The following is a 17,431-nucleotide window of genomic DNA, read 5'->3' as shown; positions in this document are numbered from 1 at the left end:
CCGGTGGCTAGAACCGGTCCTCGTCGGCGTCGCGTTCGTCCTCGTGCACCGCGCCGATGACCTCGGGCGTGGATTCGCCGAGCGGCCCGGTGAGGTCGTCGTTGCCGGTGCGGCTCTGGTAGGGCTGCACGGTCCGGCCGTGTTCCTCGTCGTTGTTACCCTTGCCGCCCGCACCCGCGGCGCCGCCGCCACCCATGAAGCCGGAACCGCTGGTGCCGGCGGTGGAGGTGGTGCCCAGGCCGGTGGAGCCGAGGGCGGTGGACATGACGCGACCGGCGGGCATGGCCGACCCCGGCACGGCGGTGGTCGCCTTGGGCGTGCCCGCGCTCGGGGTGCCGCCGGTGCTACCACTCGAACCGCCTCGCGCGGTGCCGAGGGCGCCCAGCGCGCCACCGGTGCTGCCACCGGAACCACCGGTGCTCAGGCCGGCGGTGGTGGTCGATCCGGGCGTGGTGGTGGTGCTGCCCGGCGTGGTGCTCGCGGCGGTGGTCGAGTCGTCGGAGGTGCCCGACAGCGCGTCCTCGGCCTGCGTCAGCAGCGGCTCGGCGATGTTCTCCGAGGCCGCCGACAGCACTTCCTCCGGCGAGGGCAGGCCGCTCTGGGCGACCAGGTTCTGCACCACGCCGTTGAGCTGTCCGGTGTAGCCGGCCAGTTCACCGCGGGTGGTGTTGACGACCGTGACCGCCGAGCCGAGATGCTCGGTGGCCAGACCGATGAGGGTGGCCTGTGTCGGCGGCAGCATGATCGTCGGCGCGAGCGCGGTGGCCTGGGCGGCGAAGGTGGTGGCGATCGCCGACAGCTGCGCGTTGCCCGACTGGACGACCGCGGCGGCCTGTTCGGTCAACGCGGAGATGTCGAAGCCGCGCTGGCTGGTCTCCTGGCCCTCGGTCTGCGCCTGCTGACTGGCGGTGGTCGCCGCGTCGGAGGCCTCGCCCTCCCACAGCTGCTGCACCGTCTTCAGACCGCCCTGGGCGACGCTCATCGCCGATTCGATCAGCGAGGAGGAGTTGCTCAGCAGGGTGGTCGGGTCGAGCGAGCCGAAGACACCGGTGCCGAAACTGCTCAGCAGCTGCAGGATCGGCTCGAACAGCGAGTCGATGCCCGGCAGCGCGGGAATGGAGACGCCGTTGAGCAGCGCGGAGACCGGATCCTCGGTGAGCGTGGTCGACGCCGCCGAGGCGGTGGAGTTCGCCGTGCTCGCGGTGCCGCCGGTGGCCGCGCTGGTGAGCGCGCTCTTGGCCTGGTCGAACGCGGTCTGCGCGGTGGCCAGCGCGGGCCCGGCGACCTGGTTGACGGCACTCTGCGCGCCGCTCAGCGCGGCGGAGGCGTCGGTCGAGATGCCGGACAGGATGTCCTGCGCGTCGACGGTGCCGCCGGTGCCGAGGCCGGACAGGCCGGAGAGCCCGGCCGGGGAGACCGCGGCGTTCTGCGCGTCGTCGGTGATCTTCTGCGCGAGGGTGAAGACGGGTTCCTCGACGGCCTCGAAGTCCTCGGGCAGCTGCACCAGCGGCACATCGAGGATCGCCTGGGCGGCGGCGCTGTAGTCGACCGGGACGGCGCCCAGCGCGGACTGCGTCGCGGCGTCGGCGGTGGCCAGCGCGGTGTCCGGAGTGATGACGCCCGCGTCGTCGGTGCTCAGCGGCCTCATGCCAGGCCCCCCATCCCCGCGGCCTGGCGGGCCAGATCGACGGCCAGCGAGACGTCCTCGGTGTTGTAGGTCACCGAGGACTTGAAGGCCGCGTCGGACAGCTTGGAGAACTTGGCCGACAGATCGTTGATGTCCTTGGCCTGCAGGGCCTGTGCGGCGGCGAACATCGCCAGGTAATCGGCGCCGATGAGCCCGAACACCGGCGTCATCGCCGCCACGTTGCCCGCCGCGTCGGTGATGCCCGCCGCCGCGATGTCCCCCGCCACGGTCGCGTTCGTCGTCGCGAAAGCGGCGACGGCATCGGTATCGACCGAGAGATCGGTCATGCGAATCCCCCCAACTCGTCGTGAAAATCCTGCTCTGCGAGCGCGATCGGCGGCCGCGGAACTCCCTACGCGCCCGCGCGAAGGCGCAGTGTGCGCCAAATATAACCGAACACCCCGACCTCGTTCGAGCCGTGTCGGCTCCGATCCACCCGATCCGCTTTCAAAACTAGAACATGTTCTATATCCTCGGCGGAATGAAGGTCGCAGTGACCGGCGCAGCCGGCTACCTCGGTACCAACCTGATCCCGCAGCTCCTCGAGCGTGGCCACGAAGTGGTGGCCATCGATCGCGCTGCGCCGACCACGTCCGATCCGGCCGTCACCTGGGTGTCCGGTGACGTGCTCGATCCGGCGTCGATGCGCGGCGCCCTCGACGGCGCCGAGGTGGTCTACCACCTGGTCGCGCTGATCACGCTGGCCGAGAAGAACGACCTGGCCTGGCGGGTCAACACCGAGGGCGTCCGGGTCACCGCGGAGGCGGCGCTCGAGGCCGGCGTGCGGCGGTTCGTGCACACCAGCTCGATCCACGCCTTCGACCAGTACCGCGCGGGTGGCCACATCGACGAGACCACCCTGCGCTCCACCGATCCGGGCCTGCCCGTCTACGACCGGTCCAAGTGGGCGGGCGAGCAGGCGCTGCGTCCGGTCATCGACCGCGGCCTCGACGCGGTGATCGTGAACCCGACCGGCGTCTACGGCCCCGCCGACCACCCGAAGAACCTGTCCCGCCTCAATCGCACCGCCGCGGAGGCGATGCGCGGCCGGATGCCGGTGATGATCGGCGGCGGTTTCGATCTGGTCGACGTGCGCGATGTGGCGCAGGGCCTGATCCTGGCGGGCGAGAAGGGCCGCACGGGCGAGAACTACCTGCTCGGCGGGTACATGACCCAGCTGATCGACCTGTGCCGGATGGCCGCGGCGCGCACCGGCGCCAAGGGCCCGCGGTTCGCGATTCCGGCCAAGGCGCTGGGCGCCGTGCTGCCGGTGGTCGAGCCGATCAGCAAGCGTCTCGGCTCCGACATCCTGTCCAAGGCGGCGCTCGGCGCGATCCTGTCGGCCCCGATCGTCGATCACGGCAAGGCCGAACGCGAGCTGGGCTACCACCCGCGCCCGACCGAGGAGACCGTCGCCGACCTGGTCGACTTCCTGCGCGCACCGCGCAGCGCGTAATCCGCGTGCCGGTCACCCCGGCGCCGTCACGGCCGCGCGGAGGATCTCCGCGGTGGCCTGCTGTCCGGCGGCGTTGGGGTGCACCGGGGTGGCGTTCGCCTGCGCTGGCAGCACGGGTTCGACCCAGCGGGTCGCGGGGTCCCGGCAGGCGTCGTGCCCGATGGCCGGGGTGTAGATGTCGACGTAGATCGCGCCGTTGGCCTCGGCCTGGCGCCGCAGCGCGGCATTGAGTTCTTGTTCGATGCCCCGCGCGTAGTCGACGTCGCCCGTACTCAGCGGCATCTGCGGGTAGCAGTGCCCCGCTTCCGGCAGCACCGCCGGGTAGCCGACGACATAGACCCGAGCGTGCGGTGCCAGCTCCCGGATCCGCCCGATCGCCACGCCCATCGCGGGCTCGCCCGCCGCGATGTCGTCGCTGAACCGCGAACCCTGGCTGTCGCGACACGGCGCCCCGACGGCACCGACGTTCCCCGCGTTCAGCGCCGAGCAGGTGAGCACCATGGTCTGGAACAGATTGCGGTCGTTGCCGCCCGCCTGATAGCTCACGACCCGCGTCCGCGCCGACAGCGCGTCGAATTGCGGTGGCTGATCGGCGTATTGGGCCGTGGTCATGTGCGCCGTCGCCGCCGAGGCGCAGCTGACATCGGTGAGTTCCCACCCGGTCGCCGCCGCCAGCCGGTGCGGATAGTTCTGCGCGGACCGCGTACACAGCGCCGGACTCCCCGGCACGGGATCGAGCAGACCCGGTGCGGCGGTATAGGAGTCACCGAGCGCGACATAGCTCACCGCGGGTGCCGAGCCGGCACCCGGAAACAGCAGGCCGAGCACGAGCTGAGCGACGACCGCACCGACCAACGGTCCTTCCATCGAACACTTCTCACCGAGTCACCCACATCGCGGATCGCCGGGCCGCACGGTCCGCCACCTGCGATTTTACGCCGGAACCGACCAACAGGACGGCCGCTGCCGACCGATCCGAACCGACCAGGCTTGACACCATCTCGAACACATGTTCGACTCAGGGCATGCGGTGGCAAGCGCAGGCACTCGATGCCGAGGACGGCGCCCTGCCCGGACTGACCCGGGCGGGGCTGGTGCGCACCGTCCGGACGCCCGAGTTCGACGGCATCACCTTCCACGAGGTGCTGTGCAAGAGCGCGCTGAACAAGATGCCGGAGAGTTCGTCACTGCCGTTCCGCTGGACGATCAACCCGATGCGGGGGTGTTCGCACGCCTGCCGCTACTGCTTCGCCCGGGGCAGTCACGAATACCTGGGGCTGGACGCGGGCGAGGACTTCGATTCGCAGATCGTGGTGAAGACGAATGTGGCGGCGGTGCTGCGCAAGGAGCTGACCCGGCGGTCCTGGCAGCGCGAGCCGGTGGCGCTGGGCACCAACACCGACCCGTACCAGCGGGCCGAGGGCCGCTACCGGCTGATGCCGGGCATCATCGGCGCCCTCGCCGATTCCGGGACGCCGTTCTCCATCCTCACCAAGGGGCCGCTGCTGCGCCGGGACCTGCCGCTGCTAACCGCGGCGTCGCGACGGGTGGCGGTCAGCGTGGCGGTCTCGATCGCGATCCTCGACCAGGACCTGCACCGCAGCCTGGAGCCGGGCACCCCGGCACCCCGCGCACGCCTGGATCTGGTCCGCGCCCTGGCCGACGCGGGCTTCGCCGTGCATGTCATGGTGGCGCCGGTCATCCCGTGCCTGACCGACAGCCGCGCCCACCTCGACGCCCTGTTCGCCGCGATCGCCGACGCGGGCGCCGACAGCGCCACGGCCTTCGCCATGCACCTGCGCGGCAGCACGCGCGGCTGGTTCCTCGGCTGGCTGGCCGCCGAACATCCGGCGCTGGTGCGCCGCTACCGTCAGCTCTACGGTCGCGGTGGCTCGGTCACGCCCGCCTACAGTTCCTGGCTGCGCGAGCGGGTCGACCCGCTGCTGGCCGCCTACGATCTGCGCCGACCACAGGGCCGGACCGTGCCGACCGGACCGGACCCGGTGCCGCCGAGCGAACAGCTCGCGCTGTTCGGGTGAGACCCGCGGTCAGTCCGCCTTGGCGAAGCCGAGATCGATGACCGCGTCGCGTTCGGCGATCAACTCGGCGACGCCCGCGTCGATCTTGGCCCGCGCGTAGTCGTCGAGATCGAGATCGTCGACGATGCGGTACCGCCCACCGGCGCAGGTGACCGGGAACGAGCACACGAGCCCCTCCGGGACGCCGTAGGAGCCGTCGGAGGGCACCGCCATCGAGGTCCAGTCGTCGGCGGGGGTGCCGAGAACCCAGTCGTGGATGTGGTCGATGGCGGCGCTGGCCGCGCTGGCGGCCGAGGACGCGCCGCGCGCCTTGATGATCGCGGTGCCGCGCTGCTGCACGGTCGGCACGAAGACCTCGCGCACCCACTCCGGCTCGACCAGTTCCGGTGCGGGCTTGCCCGCGACGGTGGCGTGCGTCAGGTCGGGGAACTGGGTCGCGGAGTGGTTGCCCCACACCGCCATCCGGGTGATGTCGGCCGCCGGGGCGCCGGTGCGCGCGGCCAGCTGGGCGATGGCGCGATTGTGGTCGAGGCGGGTCAGCGCGGTGAAGCGGTCGGCGGGCACGTCGGGGGCGTTGCGCATGGCGATGTAGGCGTTGGTATTCGCGGGATTACCGACGACCAGCACCCGCACGTCCGAGGCCGCGACCGCGTTGATCGCGGCGCCCTGACCGGTGAAGATCGGGCCGTTCGCGGCGAGCAGATCGCCGCGTTCCATCCCGGGGCCACGCGGTCGCGCGCCGACCAGCAGCGCCACGCTCGCGCCGTCGAATCCGGCCGAGGGATCGTCGGTGATCTCGATCGAGGACAGCAGCGGGAACGCGCCGTCCTCGAGCTCCATCGCGACACCTTCCAGCGCGCGCACCGCGGCGGGCACCTCGAGCAGCCGCAACCGCACCGGGGTGTCGTGCCCGAGCATGGCCCCCGCGGCGATCCGGAACAGCAGTCCGTAGGCGATCTGGCCCGCGCCACCGGTGACGCTGACGGTGACCGGAGTGCTACTGGCTGGGTTGCTCACGACCGACTCCTCGCGCTGGACGACTCTGGCGCCTCCCACGCTAATCAGTCAGGAGTCCCCGCACGGGGATCCGTGAGGCAGAACACCACGCGGCTCAGACGAGCTCGGCGACCTCGGCGTCGGTCAGCACCACAGGCGACACCGCGTCCTTGGCCCGGACCAGCCGCACACCGCGATACAGCGGCCGCTCCCCCAGCCCCGCATCGCGCGCCTCGGCCCGCAACTGCTGCACCAGGACCTCCGACACAGCCACGGCGGCGGCGAGTTCGCTGGCGGCCAGCGCGTCGGCGAGCTTGCGCAGGCCGAGCAGGTGCAGTTCGCGGCCGCTGCCGGAGTCGGTGTACATCGCCAGCGGCACCACCTGGATCTCGGCGCCCACGGTCACCTTCAGCACGATCCGGCTGAGCCTGCCCGGGTAGACCAGCAGCTGCACGCCGGTCGCGCCCGCGAGGTCGATCCGCCGCGCGCCGAAGAGCCGGTGCGCGTGGATCTCGGTGCCGCTCAACCACATCCGTCTACGCCGGAACGCGAACACATAGCCGAGGGTCGGCACCGCGACGACCAGTCCGAGGACAATCGCGAACGGCCAGCTCAACCAGATCGCGGACAGCAGCGTCACGCCGACGCCGACACCGATCGCGGCTAGCGCGAGCCTGCGCAGCATGGGCGCGAACATCTCGGGCGCGACCAGGTCGATGCCGACCGGTTCCGTCGCCGCCCGCCCGGACTCCCCGTCCACCATGTCCTCTCCACCCGGTCCGGCCGGTCCGATCCGAGGCGCGGTCAGACTACCGCGCCCCGGACCGCCGGGCTCAGTGGCCGAGCGCGGTGCGCAGCACGCCGACGACCTCGCCCAGCGGCACCTGCCGCTGCTCGCCGGTCGCCATCTCCTTGACCCCGATCGAGTTCTCCTCGAGATCGCGATCGCCCAGCACCAGGGTGAATGTCGCGCCGGAGCGGTCGGCGCCCTTCATCGCGCCCTTCATCCCGCGCCCGCCGTAGGCCAGGTCGACACTGATCCCCGCGCCGCGCAGCGCGCCGGCCAGCGCGACCAGCCGCGCCTTGGCGGCGTCACCGAGCGCGATGCCGTAGACCTGGCAGCGCGCCGGGTCGGCCGCGGTTTTGCCCTCGGCCGCCAGGGCCAGCACGGTCCGGTCGACGCCGATCCCGAAGCCGATGCCCGAGAGCGGCTGCCCGCCCAGCTCGGCCATCAGCCCGTCGTAGCGACCGCCGCCGCCGATGCCGGACTGCGCGCCCAGCTGGTCGTGCACGAATTCGAAGGTCGTCTTGGTGTAGTAGTCCAGGCCGCGGACCATGCGCGGGTTCACCACGTACGGCACGCCCAGCGCGTCGAGGTGGGCGAGCACCTGCTCGAAGTGGGTCTTCGCCGACTCGGACAGGTGATCGATCATCAACGGCGCGTTCGCGGTCAGCTCGCGCACCTCGGGCCGCTTGTCGTCGAGGACGCGCAGCGGGTTGATCTGGGCGCGGCGGCGGGTCTCCTCGTCGAGCGGCAGCCCGAGCAGGAACTCCTGCAGCAGTTCCCGGTACTGCGGGCGGCAGGTCTCGTCGCCCAGCGAGGTGATCTCGAGGCGGAACCCGTCCAGGCCGAGGCCGCGGAAGCCGGCGTCGGCGATGGCGATGACCTCCGCGTCCAGCGCGGGATCGTCGACACCGATCGCCTCGATGCCCACCTGCTGCAGCTGCCGGTACCGGCCGGCCTGCGGGCGCTCGTAGCGGAAGAACGGACCGGCGTAGCAGAGCTTGAGCGGCAGCTGACCGCTCTTGTCCAGACCGTGCTGGATCACCGCGCGCATCACGCCGGCGGTGCCTTCGGGGCGCAGGGTGAAGCTCTCGCCGTTGCGGTCGGCGAAGGTCCACATCTCCTTGCTGACCACGTCGGTCGACTCACCGACACCACGCGCGAACAGGGCGGTCTGTTCGAATACCGGCAGCTCGATGTGCCCGTACCCGGCGAGTCGGGCGGCGTGGATCAAGCCGTCGCGCACGGCGACGAACTCGGCCGAGCCGGGCGGCACGTAATCCGGGACCCCCTTCGGGGCGGTGAAGCTGCTGGTCTTGGTCACGATCATCCAGTTTTCCCCACGGGCGCCCCTCGAGTCCAACCGGTTACCCTCTAGACGAATCCGACAACACGGGAGGAACGCGGTAGTGCCGAGCAACGAACAGCGACGGGCGGCGGCCAAGCGCAAGCTGGAGCGCCAGCTGGAACGACGGGCCGAGCAGGAGAAGAAGCGCAAGCGCCTGGTGATCGCGGGCTCGGTACTCGGTGTGATCGTGGTCGCCGCCGCGGTGACCGGCGTGTACTTCCTCACCAAGGGCGGTGACGAGGCGGATTCCTCGGCCACCGCGAGCACCTCCGCCACCAGCAAGCGGGAACTGCCCCCCGCCGCCGACGCGCCCGCGGTCGCCGCCAAGCCGGCCACCGTCACCTGCGCCTACCCGGTCGGCGCCGAGCCCGCGAGCAAGCCGGTGGCGCCGCCGAGCACCACCACGGTCGCCTCCGGCCCCGACGCGCCGAAGACCAAGGTGTCCATCGACTCCACGCAGGGCCCGATCGGCCTCGAGCTCGACAGTGCCGAATCGCCGTGCACCGTCAACAGTTTCGTGAGCCTGGCGCAGCAGGGCTACTTCGACAAGACCAGCTGCCACCGCATCTCGGCCGAGGAGGGCTTCGAGATGCTGCAGTGCGGCGACCCGACCGCCAGCGGCATGGGCGGGCCCGGCTACAGCTTCGCCAACGAGTACCCGACCGATCAGTTCCCGACGACCGATCCGGACAACGATCCCGCGCTCAACAGCCCGATCAAGTACAAGCGTGGCGTGATCGCGATGGCCAACTCGGGCCTGACCCCCGAGGGCACCAACGGCAGCCAGTTCTTCCTGGTCTACGGCGACACCATCCTGCCGCCGAAGTACACGATCTTCGGCACCATCGACGAGGCCGGCCTGAAGACGCTGGAGAAGGTCGGCGCCGCGGGCGACGACGGCTCCATGTCGGCCGGTGGCGGCAAGCCGAAGATGCCGATCAGCTTCACCACCGTCAAGGTGGGCTGACACCCCCTCGCACCACCCGAAACGGGCCGGACGCCACCGCGGCGTCCGGCCCGTTTCCGGTTTTCCGGCCCCGACACCGCCAGAAGATCATCAGAGGCAAGGCAATCCTATTGTTCATCCGGCCGACCGCCTCGCCCACCGTATTTTCTCCCTCGCCACTCCATGTCCACCGAAACTTCTCGACACCTCCCTTGCGTGGCTCCGCCAGACATACAGTCGTGTCCTTCGCGCGGTAGGCTCAGTTGTCCACTTCCACAGCGGCATCGGGGAGCAGTCATGGCGGAACTCGACGACATCGGCAGCGAAACGGCGTCCATGATGCGCACCATGCTGCAGATGGCCACCCTGGTCGCCCTCAAGTCGCGGGAGCACGGCCAGAAAGAGGCCGAGGCCCGCGCCAAGGCGGTCGAGGCGAAGATGAAGGAAGCCCGCGAGCTGCAGGTTCGCGAGGCCCGTGATCTGAAGGCCAAGGACCCGCGCAATATCGAACTCGTGCAGATGATGTCGGTCGGCTCGAAGTCGGCCCAGCCGCGGGGGCTCACGCTGGAGAAGGACCCGTCCTCCCCGTTCGCGGCGAGTGCCACCGCGGCAGGCGGGAACGCACCCCAGGTGGGCTACGACACCGTCGAACGGCGCGCGGCCATCGCCGCCCATCTCGAACGAGCGGGCGTCGCACCGGAATTGACCGAAGTTCGCATGCTGGTCGAGATGGGGCAGGGTATCTCGCCGGAGGAAGCCATCCGGCGTACCAACGCGGGCGCTCGGCGCTCCGGAATCGAACGCGGAATCGACCCGCGCGGTCTCGAACGCGGCCGCTGACCCACGACCGCGAGCACCGCGTCGTCGGGGGCGACCGTAGGGCCCCCGACGATCAGCGTGGCTAGAACGGCTTGGTCTTGTCCATCGTCCGGTTCACGTCGGGATCGGTGAACTGCGCCCGGTCCGCGCCGACCTGATCCTCCAGCGGAAGCCGGTCGAGCATTCCCTTGTGGCCGTTGCGGACACTGCAGTACTTGAACGGCCCACGTGGATCGAACAACTTCGCCATGTGCGGGTCGGCGTGGTCGAGGAACCAGACACTGATGCCGGGACCGCCCTCCAGCCGGAAGTGCTCCCAGGCCTGCCACAGCGCGTGCAGCCGGACCGCGGCCTCGGGGTGGCGCCACCATTCCGTGCACCACACCGTGTCGCTGATATCGGTGACCTGCCTGCTGTACACCCTGCTGAGGTAGTCGTTCACGAAGTCGAACACGTTGGGATACCCGTTCACGATGTCCCGAGCACCCGAATTCTGGTCGCTCACAGGGGCTTGACCTCCTCGACGTCGCCGTACTGCTCCGGCGGAGTGGAATTCGACAGCACCGGCGTTCCGATCAGATCGTCGATGCGGGTCTTGCGGGTCGGATCGTTGTACTCGATCGACTGCTTGACCGCCTCGGCGTACTCCCCCTCCCACCAGGGCACGGTCCGGACCAGCACGGCGGGCTGACCCGAGGTGAACACCACCGCGCGACCGCGCGGCAACGTCGCCAGGCCCTGCGCGGTGAAGGTCACCGAGGAACTGAGCGAGCGCGAGTAGCTCTTGCTGCTGCCCGACTGCGACATCGACTGCGAGATGGAGTCGTACTCGCCGATCGCCTCGGATCGGTCACGCAGGAACGCCATGTCGTCGACACCGCTGCCGAGCACCTTGATGTTGGCCGCCGACCACAGCGCGCTCATCCCGGCGTCACCCCAGCAGCGCGCGCCCTGCGCCCAGGACTGCAGCACGGTCATCACGACGATGCCGCGCGAGCCGAAGTGGCTGTACTGCTTGGGCAGATCCTTCCAGCGCACCACATTGGCCGCCTCGTCGAGCACCGCCAGCAGCGGGATCGGCAGCCGGCCGCCGGACGACAGCGAGGCCTTGCGCATGGCCACATCGATGACGGCCTCGGTCAGCGCGCTGACCAGTGGCGCGGCCGACCCGCGGCCTTCCAGCGACAGGCAGTACAGCGTGCCGTTGCGCTCGATGAACTCGAGCTCGTCGAACTGCAACCGGTCGCCGTTGCCGCGGGTGATCCACGGGTGCACATTCGACATCTGCAGGCAGCGCACCATCTTCTTGGCCGTGCCGAAGATGCCGCTCTTGGTGCGCTGTTCGGCGTTGTACTGCATCGCCAGGCCCGAGGCGGTGAAGTCGTGCCCGGCGCCGCGCAGATGCTCGATCGGCTCACTGTTCTGCGGGTTGGTCACCCATTCCCACACCTGGGTGATCGGCTTGCCCGCGATCGCGGCGGCCAGGAACAACCCGGCGAGGAGGTCCTCGGCCTCGGGATCGAAGAAGCTGTCGGTGTTGTCGGCGCCGCCGCTCTCGGCGTCGGCGAAGTGGCCCGCCAGCCGGGCCGCCCGCATCTCGCAGCCCTCCTTGCGGTGATCGACCCAGGCCAGCGGATCCCAGAACCACACCGGCCGTTCGCCTGCCACGCCCTGCGGGTCGAACACGAAGGTCGCGCTGCCCTTGGCCTCGCGCACATTCCGGGTTGCGTCGACCACGTCGCGCTTGTTCGAGGTGGTCAGCACCGGGCCGATGGCCGACAGGATCGCCGGGATCACCCGCGAGGTGGACTTGCCCTGGCGTGGGCCCCAGATGTCGAGATGCAGATCCTCGTAGGAGCCGTAGAGCGGGGACCCGTCGGCGACGGCCACGCCGATCGGCACACCGGGCGCGTCGTTGCTGCCCAGCCGCACACCGAGATCGACCGCCTTCTGCCGCACCCCCGCCTCGGTGATCGAGGCGATGGCACTGCCGACGCCCATGTGGTCGGCCTTGTCGTCGATCGACAGCCTGCCCTTGACCGCGCGCTTCTTCATCTGCTTGCGGACCACCACGTAGGCGATGGCCGCGGCGATCACCAGCAGCACGATCACCGTGGACGCGCGCGGCCAGTGCAGTTTGCCGCGCGCCAGATCGGCGACCACCGCGATCGGGTTGGCCGGAATGTTCTGCGGCACCACCGACAGCGCGTTGCCCAGGTGCAGCGCGACGGCGAGGGTGATCAGCGTCGCAAAGCCGAACACGATCAGGATCAGCGTCGTGTCGGGTCCGACCGCGGCCGGATCCGTCACCTTCTTCTTCGCCACGTGTGCCTCCTTGTGGACCTTGTCGGATGGTGGTGGGTGCTCAGCGGAACGCGTCGAGGCGCCAGCCTTGCGGCGTCTGCACCACGGTCGCGATGACCGTGCCCGGTGGGAGGGCCTCGGACCGCCCGTTCGGGTAGACGACCGTCTGCTCGATGCCGATCTTGTACTGCGCCACCGCGGGATCCGCGCTCGCCGGCGCCTGCTCCCCGGAGGCGAAGGCGAATGCCTCGACGTGCGCCTTCGCCTTCGCCCAGTCCGCCCACTGCAGCGACGGTTTCGGCGTGTCGGTGGTTCCCGTCGAACTGTCCAGCATACGTATCATGCTGGGCCCCAGCCATTTCCGCGCGCGTTGCAGGGAATCGCCCGGTTGCTCGGTGGCCGGGTTCCAGGTGTAGATCTCCCGCAGGGCCACGACCGCGACCCCGTCGGCCGTGGTCGGGTCAACCGTGGCCGCGGCTTCGAGCAGCCGGGTGGTCGAGGTCGCCGAGTCCGGGCGCGCGGCATCGGGATCGCCGCCGCAAGCGGCGACCGGGAGCAGGACCGCCACGAGCATCACCGCCGGAATTGTGCGGATTCGTGTTCTCTCCCACCAGGTTATCCCCGGTGTCGAGGGACGTGTGGTCACAACACCCTCCTCGCCCGCGCGTCGCCCGGCACCGCCACCTCGGTGACGCCACCGCCGCCACCGCTGCTCGACGGCGGCACCGCCTGGATCACCTGACCGTCGCCCGCGTAGATCCCCACCTTCGACGGCCCCTTCGGCCCGAAACCGCTGAACACCAGGTCACCGGCGGACACCTTCGAGATCGGCACCTCACGGCCCGATTCCCACTGCTGTTCGGCGGTGCCCGGCAAGGTGATCGAGCCCGAGGACGCCGCGAACACCGCGGCGGCGGTCAGGCCCGGCGCGTCGAAACCGCCGCTGCTCGGGCCCTGGACGCCCCCGCCACCCCAGACGTACGGCATGCCCAGCCAGTCGTGCGCGGCCTCGACGATCTGCGCGCCGCCACCGCCCGGTTCGGGCGTGAACCGGCCCTGCGCGCCGGGCGCGCGGTACTGCGGCTCCATCGACAGGATGTTGGTGACGTACGGCCGGGTCTCGGAGTAGTGCGCCGCATACTGATTGGGCATCCCGCCCGAGGCGAGCACCGCGCCCTCACCGGCGTTGTACCCGGCCAGGGTGAGCGCGGGCAGGTCACCGGACACCTTGCCCGCGGCCATCCAGCCCGCGATCTTGTGCGCGATCGCGCACATGTAGCGGGCCTGGCCGATGATCGCGTCACCGTCGTCCCAGACGCTGGCCGTGCCGTTGCCGTCGGCATCGATGACGTACGGCTTGCCGTCGTCGGGATTGATACTGACCGCGGTGCCGGGCAGGAACTGCGCCAGGCCCTGCGCACCGGCGGGCGAGGTGAGCCCGCGCCGGAACCCCGACTCCTGCTTGGCCTGCGCGGCCAGCAGCGAGGACGAGATCTCCGGGCACACCGTGCCCGCCCTGCGGTACCAGATCTCCAGCTCCGCGGGCACCTTCCCGTCGGCGAGCGCGCCACCGGCGCTGCCGAAGCCGCGCACGCAGTTCGCGTCGGTCGAGAAGGCACGCGCGCCACCGACATCCGGGGTCGGCGCGCCGTCGAGCCACGGCATCGGGTCGATCTGGCGGCCGCCGGTGAAGCGGCCACCGGGGACGATCTCGAAATGCAGGTGCGGGCCGCTGGATTCGCCGGCCGAGCCGACCATCCCGATCGGCTGGCCCGCGGTCACGGTCTCCCCGGTGCGTACCTTCACGCCGCGGTCCCACATGTGGCCGTAGACGGCGGAGAAGGCGCGGCCGTTGGTGTCGACCGAGTCGACGACGATCCAGTTGCCGAAACCCGACGCCGGACCGGCGGCCACGACCCGGCCGTCGGACACCGAGTAGATCGTGGTCCCGTCGGCGGCGGCCATGTCGATGCCCTTGTGATCGCCGCCGCGCGAACCGAACACGTCGGAGATGGTGAAGGTGCCGACCTCGAGCGGCAGCGTCCGGCGCAGCGGACCGACGCCGGCGGCCAGCGACGGCGTGCCGGTGACGGCCGGATTCGATGTGGCGGTCGGCGTGGTGGACCCGGCGGCCCGGGAATCGCCGGTCGCCGCACCGCCCAGCGGCGGCAGTGTCGGTGCCGCCGAACCGCTCAGCACGCCGGTGGTCTCGCAGGTCTCGTCGGAGGAGGGCAGCACGATGACCAGCACGAGCGCGATCAGCCCGATGACCGAGCCCAGCGCCGACATCAGCATCGTGCGGGCATTCACCGGCCGCCTCCTGGCGTTCCGCGCCGGGCGCCGGGATCCGGGTCCGCCGCGGCGGTGATCACGTGCGGCGCCGGGTTTCGTTGAGCGTGTCGGCGAGCGTGCGGTTCATCTCGGCCGCGGCGGCGAGCTGCTGTTGCAGCAGCGCCACCTTGCGGCGCAGCGCGGTGGCGTCCATCCGCTCCAGGCTCGGGCCCTCGGCCGCGCGCACCCAGTTGCGCACCGAATTGGCGTGCACACCGATCTGTTCGGCGACGACCCGGCACGCCTCGGATTCGCTGCGCAGCTTGTCGGTCAGCGCGACGACCTGGGCGACCGCGGCGTCGCGCACCTCGGGCGAGACCCGGCGGTAGGACCGGTGCGGCATCATTGCGCGCCCCCGTCCGCCGAGGGATCGGGCGCTCCGCGCGGATTGTCGCCGAACTCGCTGAACCGCTGGTTCGTGTCGTGGATTCCGCTTTCCTTCTCCGACACCGTGAACTCCATGTGGAAGGGGATGCCGGGGCGGCGATCCTCACCGATTTTGAGCAGGAACTTGCCGGTACCGGGCGGCGACGGCCGTTGCTGACCGGGTTTGAGCGCCTCCCCCGTGAGGGCCTGGGGCGCCGACCAGCCGGTGACCATCTCCTGCTCGGCGGCGGTGAACGGCACCGTCGAGTCGAGCCTGCTGATCTCCTCGGCGGGCAGGGCGCCGAAGATCTTGGCGCGCGCGCGTTCCAGGAAGCCGATCGCCTTGGCGATGGCGGCGTCGGAACCGAGCGCCTGCAGGTCCTTGATGGTGTGGCTGATCATGATCAGCGCGGTGGCCAGGCCGCGCTGCAGGCGGGTCAGTTCGTCGACCCGGTCGACCATGAAGTCGCCGAGGCCGAGCACCTGCCACAGCTCGTCCATCACCACCTGGAAGTAGCGCTGCGGACCGAGTTTCGCGTCGGCCAGCACGTGCGCGGCCTCGACCGAGGCGAAGCCGTCGGCCCAGCAGGCCAGCATCACCGCGGCTTTGAGCTTCTTGTCGCCGGTGGGGATGTGCGAGACGTCGATGCACACCGCGACGGCGCCGGTGTCGATCGGCACGGTGGTCTGGCCGTTGAAGATCGCGCCGAACGGGCCCTGGGTGAGCGCGCGCAGCGAACGCCGCAAGTTCTTGATCGCGTTCTGGTACTCGTCCTCGTTGTCCGCGCCGGCGTCGAGCATGAGTTCCGCTCCGCCGCCGACGATCACCTCGAGCAGGTTCTCCATGATCGGCGGCTTGTCGGGGGCGTAGCCGCTGCCCGGCTGGTAGAGGATGCGCAGCGCGGTCGCGATCAGCGTCTCCTCGAAGTCGGCCACCCGCGCGCCGCGGACCAGTTCCACCAGGCCCGCGATGAGCGTCACCTGGCGGGCCCGCAGGTCCTGCAGCACCTGGCGTTGCAGCGCGGGGAACTCGCCGAGCCGGGGCACCACCGAGCCGAGCACACCCGCCGCGAGCGGGTTCAGCTTGCCGTGGCCGTAGCCGAGGTCGATCACCTGACCGCCGACGAGCTCGACCATCTTGCGGTAGTCGGGCTTCACGTCGGCCAGGATCAGCGGGGTGATGCCCTGGGCGATGCCGCCGAGCACGATCCGGCGCACCAGCGAGGACTTGCCGAAACCGTTGAGGCCGAGCACGAACAGGCTCGGCGCGGTGATGAAGCTGCCGCGCATGAACCAGTTCATCGGGTCGAAGCAGACCGGCGCGCCGGTGTGCAGGTGCGAGCCGAGCGGGGTGCCGATCAGCGGCGCGCCGGCGCCCACCGACCACGGCCACAGACCGGCGACCTGGGCGGTGGTGGCCCGGTACTCGACCGGGCGGCCGACGACGTTCATCTTGCCGCCGCCGGGACCCGAGTAGCCGCGATCGGTCAATTCCGCGGTGGTGCGGTCGAATCCGTCGTTGACGACCGCCTCGGTGCGCGCCTGCGCGTTGTTGCGGCGCAGGTCGTCGGTGTGGATGCGGAAGGTCGCCCAGGCCGCGCGCAGTCCCGACTGCTCGCGGGCGATCATCTCGTAGCGGGCGCGGGTGGCGTCGTCGAGCAGCGAGGGCCCGGACTGGCCGCGCCGGTCGGACCGGTTGCGCGACTTGGCCGCACGGCCGGTGCCCATCGCCCGGTCGGCGGCGTCGTCGGGCCGGTCGGCCCGCACCGGGCGCGGCGCCTTGGTGAAGGCGCTCGGCTCGGCCGGACGTGGCTTGCGGCGCGGATCCATCGCGCGTTCGTGGTCCAGCCGCGGCCCGTGGTCCTCGGCGCGCAGGCCACGGTCGATCCTGGCCTTGGCGGCGCGGTCGATGTCGGGACGCGGACCGCGCGGGCGGCGCTCCCCCGTCGCGGGTCGCTCGCCCCGGCCCGCGCGCGGCTCGTCGCGGCGGGCGCGTGGGTCGTCCTCGCGCGGCCTGCGGTTCTCGCCGGTGCGCGGCCTGCGGTGATCGTCGTCCGCGCGCGACGTGCGGTGGTCCTCGTCGTGCGGCGCGCGCTCGGCGGCGGGCCGACGCGGCTCGTCCGCGCGGGAGCGGCCGCCCGGTTCCCCGGTGCGTGGCCTGCCCTCGCGCGGACGGCGCTCGCGCTCGGCGTGCTCGTCGGCCACGGAGCTACCGCGCGCCGACTCCCGTTCGGCGCGTTCGGTGCGCTCCTCCAGGCCGAGCACCTCGTCGCTCACGCGCGACGCGCTCCCGGCCGGTCGTGGTTCGCGCTCCCCGCGGATCCGGGGCGGCCGATGAACGGGCCGTAGCGCGAT

At 71.0% G+C, this 17,431-nt stretch carries 16 protein-coding genes; 4 read left to right on the top strand and 12 right to left on the bottom strand.

Going from position 1 to position 17,431, the window contains the following annotated elements:
• Positions 1-7: 7 nt before the first annotated feature.
• The gene (locus ACFYWJ_RS16685) at positions 8-1,648 is read right to left on the bottom strand and encodes a hypothetical protein (RefSeq protein ID WP_355281476.1); all 1,641 of its coding nucleotides are present in this window, start codon (positions 1,646-1,648) and stop codon (positions 8-10) included.
• A complete protein-coding gene (locus ACFYWJ_RS16680) occupies positions 1,645-1,974 on the bottom strand; it encodes a type VII secretion target (RefSeq protein ID WP_355281479.1) in 330 nt (109 codons plus the stop codon). Before ACFYWJ_RS16680 ends, ACFYWJ_RS16685 begins: the two co-directional genes overlap by 4 nt.
• Positions 1,975-2,168: 194 nt before the next feature.
• Here ACFYWJ_RS16680 and ACFYWJ_RS16675 point away from each other — a divergent pair, with 194 nt between their 5' ends.
• Positions 2,169-3,143 (top strand): NAD-dependent epimerase/dehydratase family protein, encoded by a 975-nt coding sequence (locus ACFYWJ_RS16675; protein WP_355281482.1) that lies wholly within the window; start codon positions 2,169-2,171, stop codon positions 3,141-3,143.
• A 12-nt stretch (positions 3,144-3,155) separates the two neighbouring features.
• Here ACFYWJ_RS16675 and ACFYWJ_RS16670 read toward each other — a convergent pair whose 3' ends face one another.
• The gene (locus tag ACFYWJ_RS16670) at positions 3,156-4,010 is read right to left on the bottom strand and encodes an SGNH/GDSL hydrolase family protein (RefSeq protein ID WP_355281484.1); all 855 of its coding nucleotides are present in this window, start codon (positions 4,008-4,010) and stop codon (positions 3,156-3,158) included.
• 158 nt (positions 4,011-4,168) lie between these two features.
• On the opposite strand from ACFYWJ_RS16670, the gene ACFYWJ_RS16665 reads away from it, so the two are divergent.
• Positions 4,169-5,182, top strand: coding sequence for an Rv2578c family radical SAM protein (locus ACFYWJ_RS16665; RefSeq protein WP_355281487.1), 1,014 nt, complete (start codon positions 4,169-4,171; stop codon positions 5,180-5,182).
• A gap of 9 nt (positions 5,183-5,191) precedes the next feature.
• Here ACFYWJ_RS16665 and ACFYWJ_RS16660 read toward each other — a convergent pair whose 3' ends face one another.
• The 3 genes from ACFYWJ_RS16660 to hisS all read right to left on the bottom strand — a co-directional run bounded on the left by ACFYWJ_RS16660 (position 5,192) and on the right by hisS (position 8,286).
• Positions 5,192-6,199 carry a malate dehydrogenase gene (locus ACFYWJ_RS16660; protein ID WP_355281490.1) on the bottom strand — a complete coding sequence of 336 codons (1,008 nt, stop codon included), beginning with the start codon at positions 6,197-6,199 and terminating at the stop codon, positions 5,192-5,194.
• 94 nt (positions 6,200-6,293) lie between these two features.
• A complete protein-coding gene (locus ACFYWJ_RS16655) occupies positions 6,294-6,941 on the bottom strand; it encodes a hypothetical protein (RefSeq protein WP_355281493.1) in 648 nt (215 codons plus the stop codon).
• Positions 6,942-7,011: 70 nt separating this feature from the next.
• Positions 7,012-8,286, bottom strand: coding sequence for a histidine--tRNA ligase (gene hisS, locus ACFYWJ_RS16650; protein WP_355281538.1), 1,275 nt, complete (start codon positions 8,284-8,286; stop codon positions 7,012-7,014).
• Positions 8,287-8,371: 85 nt separating this feature from the next.
• Here hisS and ACFYWJ_RS16645 point away from each other — a divergent pair, with 85 nt between their 5' ends.
• Both ACFYWJ_RS16645 and ACFYWJ_RS16640 read left to right on the top strand, forming a co-directional pair.
• Positions 8,372-9,277, top strand: coding sequence for a peptidylprolyl isomerase (locus ACFYWJ_RS16645; RefSeq protein ID WP_355281496.1), 906 nt, complete (start codon positions 8,372-8,374; stop codon positions 9,275-9,277).
• A 276-nt stretch (positions 9,278-9,553) separates the two neighbouring features.
• Positions 9,554-10,096 (top strand): hypothetical protein, encoded by a 543-nt coding sequence (locus ACFYWJ_RS16640; RefSeq protein WP_355281498.1) that lies wholly within the window; start codon positions 9,554-9,556, stop codon positions 10,094-10,096.
• A gap of 61 nt (positions 10,097-10,157) precedes the next feature.
• On the opposite strand, the gene ACFYWJ_RS16635 is transcribed toward ACFYWJ_RS16640, so the two are convergent.
• The 6 genes from ACFYWJ_RS16635 to ACFYWJ_RS16610 all read right to left on the bottom strand — a co-directional run bounded on the left by ACFYWJ_RS16635 (position 10,158) and on the right by ACFYWJ_RS16610 (position 17,353).
• Positions 10,158-10,580, bottom strand: coding sequence for a DUF4913 domain-containing protein (locus ACFYWJ_RS16635; RefSeq protein ID WP_355281501.1), 423 nt, complete (start codon positions 10,578-10,580; stop codon positions 10,158-10,160).
• Positions 10,577-12,400 carry a TraM recognition domain-containing protein gene (locus tag ACFYWJ_RS16630; protein ID WP_355281504.1) on the bottom strand — a complete coding sequence of 608 codons (1,824 nt, stop codon included), beginning with the start codon at positions 12,398-12,400 and terminating at the stop codon, positions 10,577-10,579. Before ACFYWJ_RS16630 ends, ACFYWJ_RS16635 begins: the two co-directional genes overlap by 4 nt.
• Positions 12,401-12,440: 40 nt before the next feature.
• Positions 12,441-12,953, bottom strand: coding sequence for a hypothetical protein (locus ACFYWJ_RS16625; protein ID WP_355281540.1), 513 nt, complete (start codon positions 12,951-12,953; stop codon positions 12,441-12,443).
• Positions 12,954-13,021: 68 nt separating this feature from the next.
• Entirely contained in the window at positions 13,022-14,689 is a 1,668-nt protein-coding gene (locus tag ACFYWJ_RS16620; RefSeq protein ID WP_355281507.1) for a peptidoglycan DD-metalloendopeptidase family protein, read from the bottom strand.
• Between the two features lie 58 nt (positions 14,690-14,747).
• Entirely contained in the window at positions 14,748-15,056 is a 309-nt protein-coding gene (locus tag ACFYWJ_RS16615; protein ID WP_218717193.1) for a transposase, read from the bottom strand.
• A complete protein-coding gene (locus ACFYWJ_RS16610) occupies positions 15,053-17,353 on the bottom strand; it encodes a hypothetical protein (protein ID WP_387162600.1) in 2,301 nt (766 codons plus the stop codon). The genes ACFYWJ_RS16615 and ACFYWJ_RS16610 overlap by 4 nt, the downstream gene beginning before the upstream one ends.
• Positions 17,354-17,431 lie beyond the last annotated feature (78 nt).

It is taken from the genome of Nocardia sp. NPDC003269, from assembly GCF_042888005.1.
Classification (GTDB): domain Bacteria; phylum Actinomycetota; class Actinomycetes; order Mycobacteriales; family Mycobacteriaceae; genus Nocardia.
The sequence above is the reverse complement of the archived record's forward strand: the minus strand, read 5'-3'. Positions and strand labels throughout refer to the sequence as shown.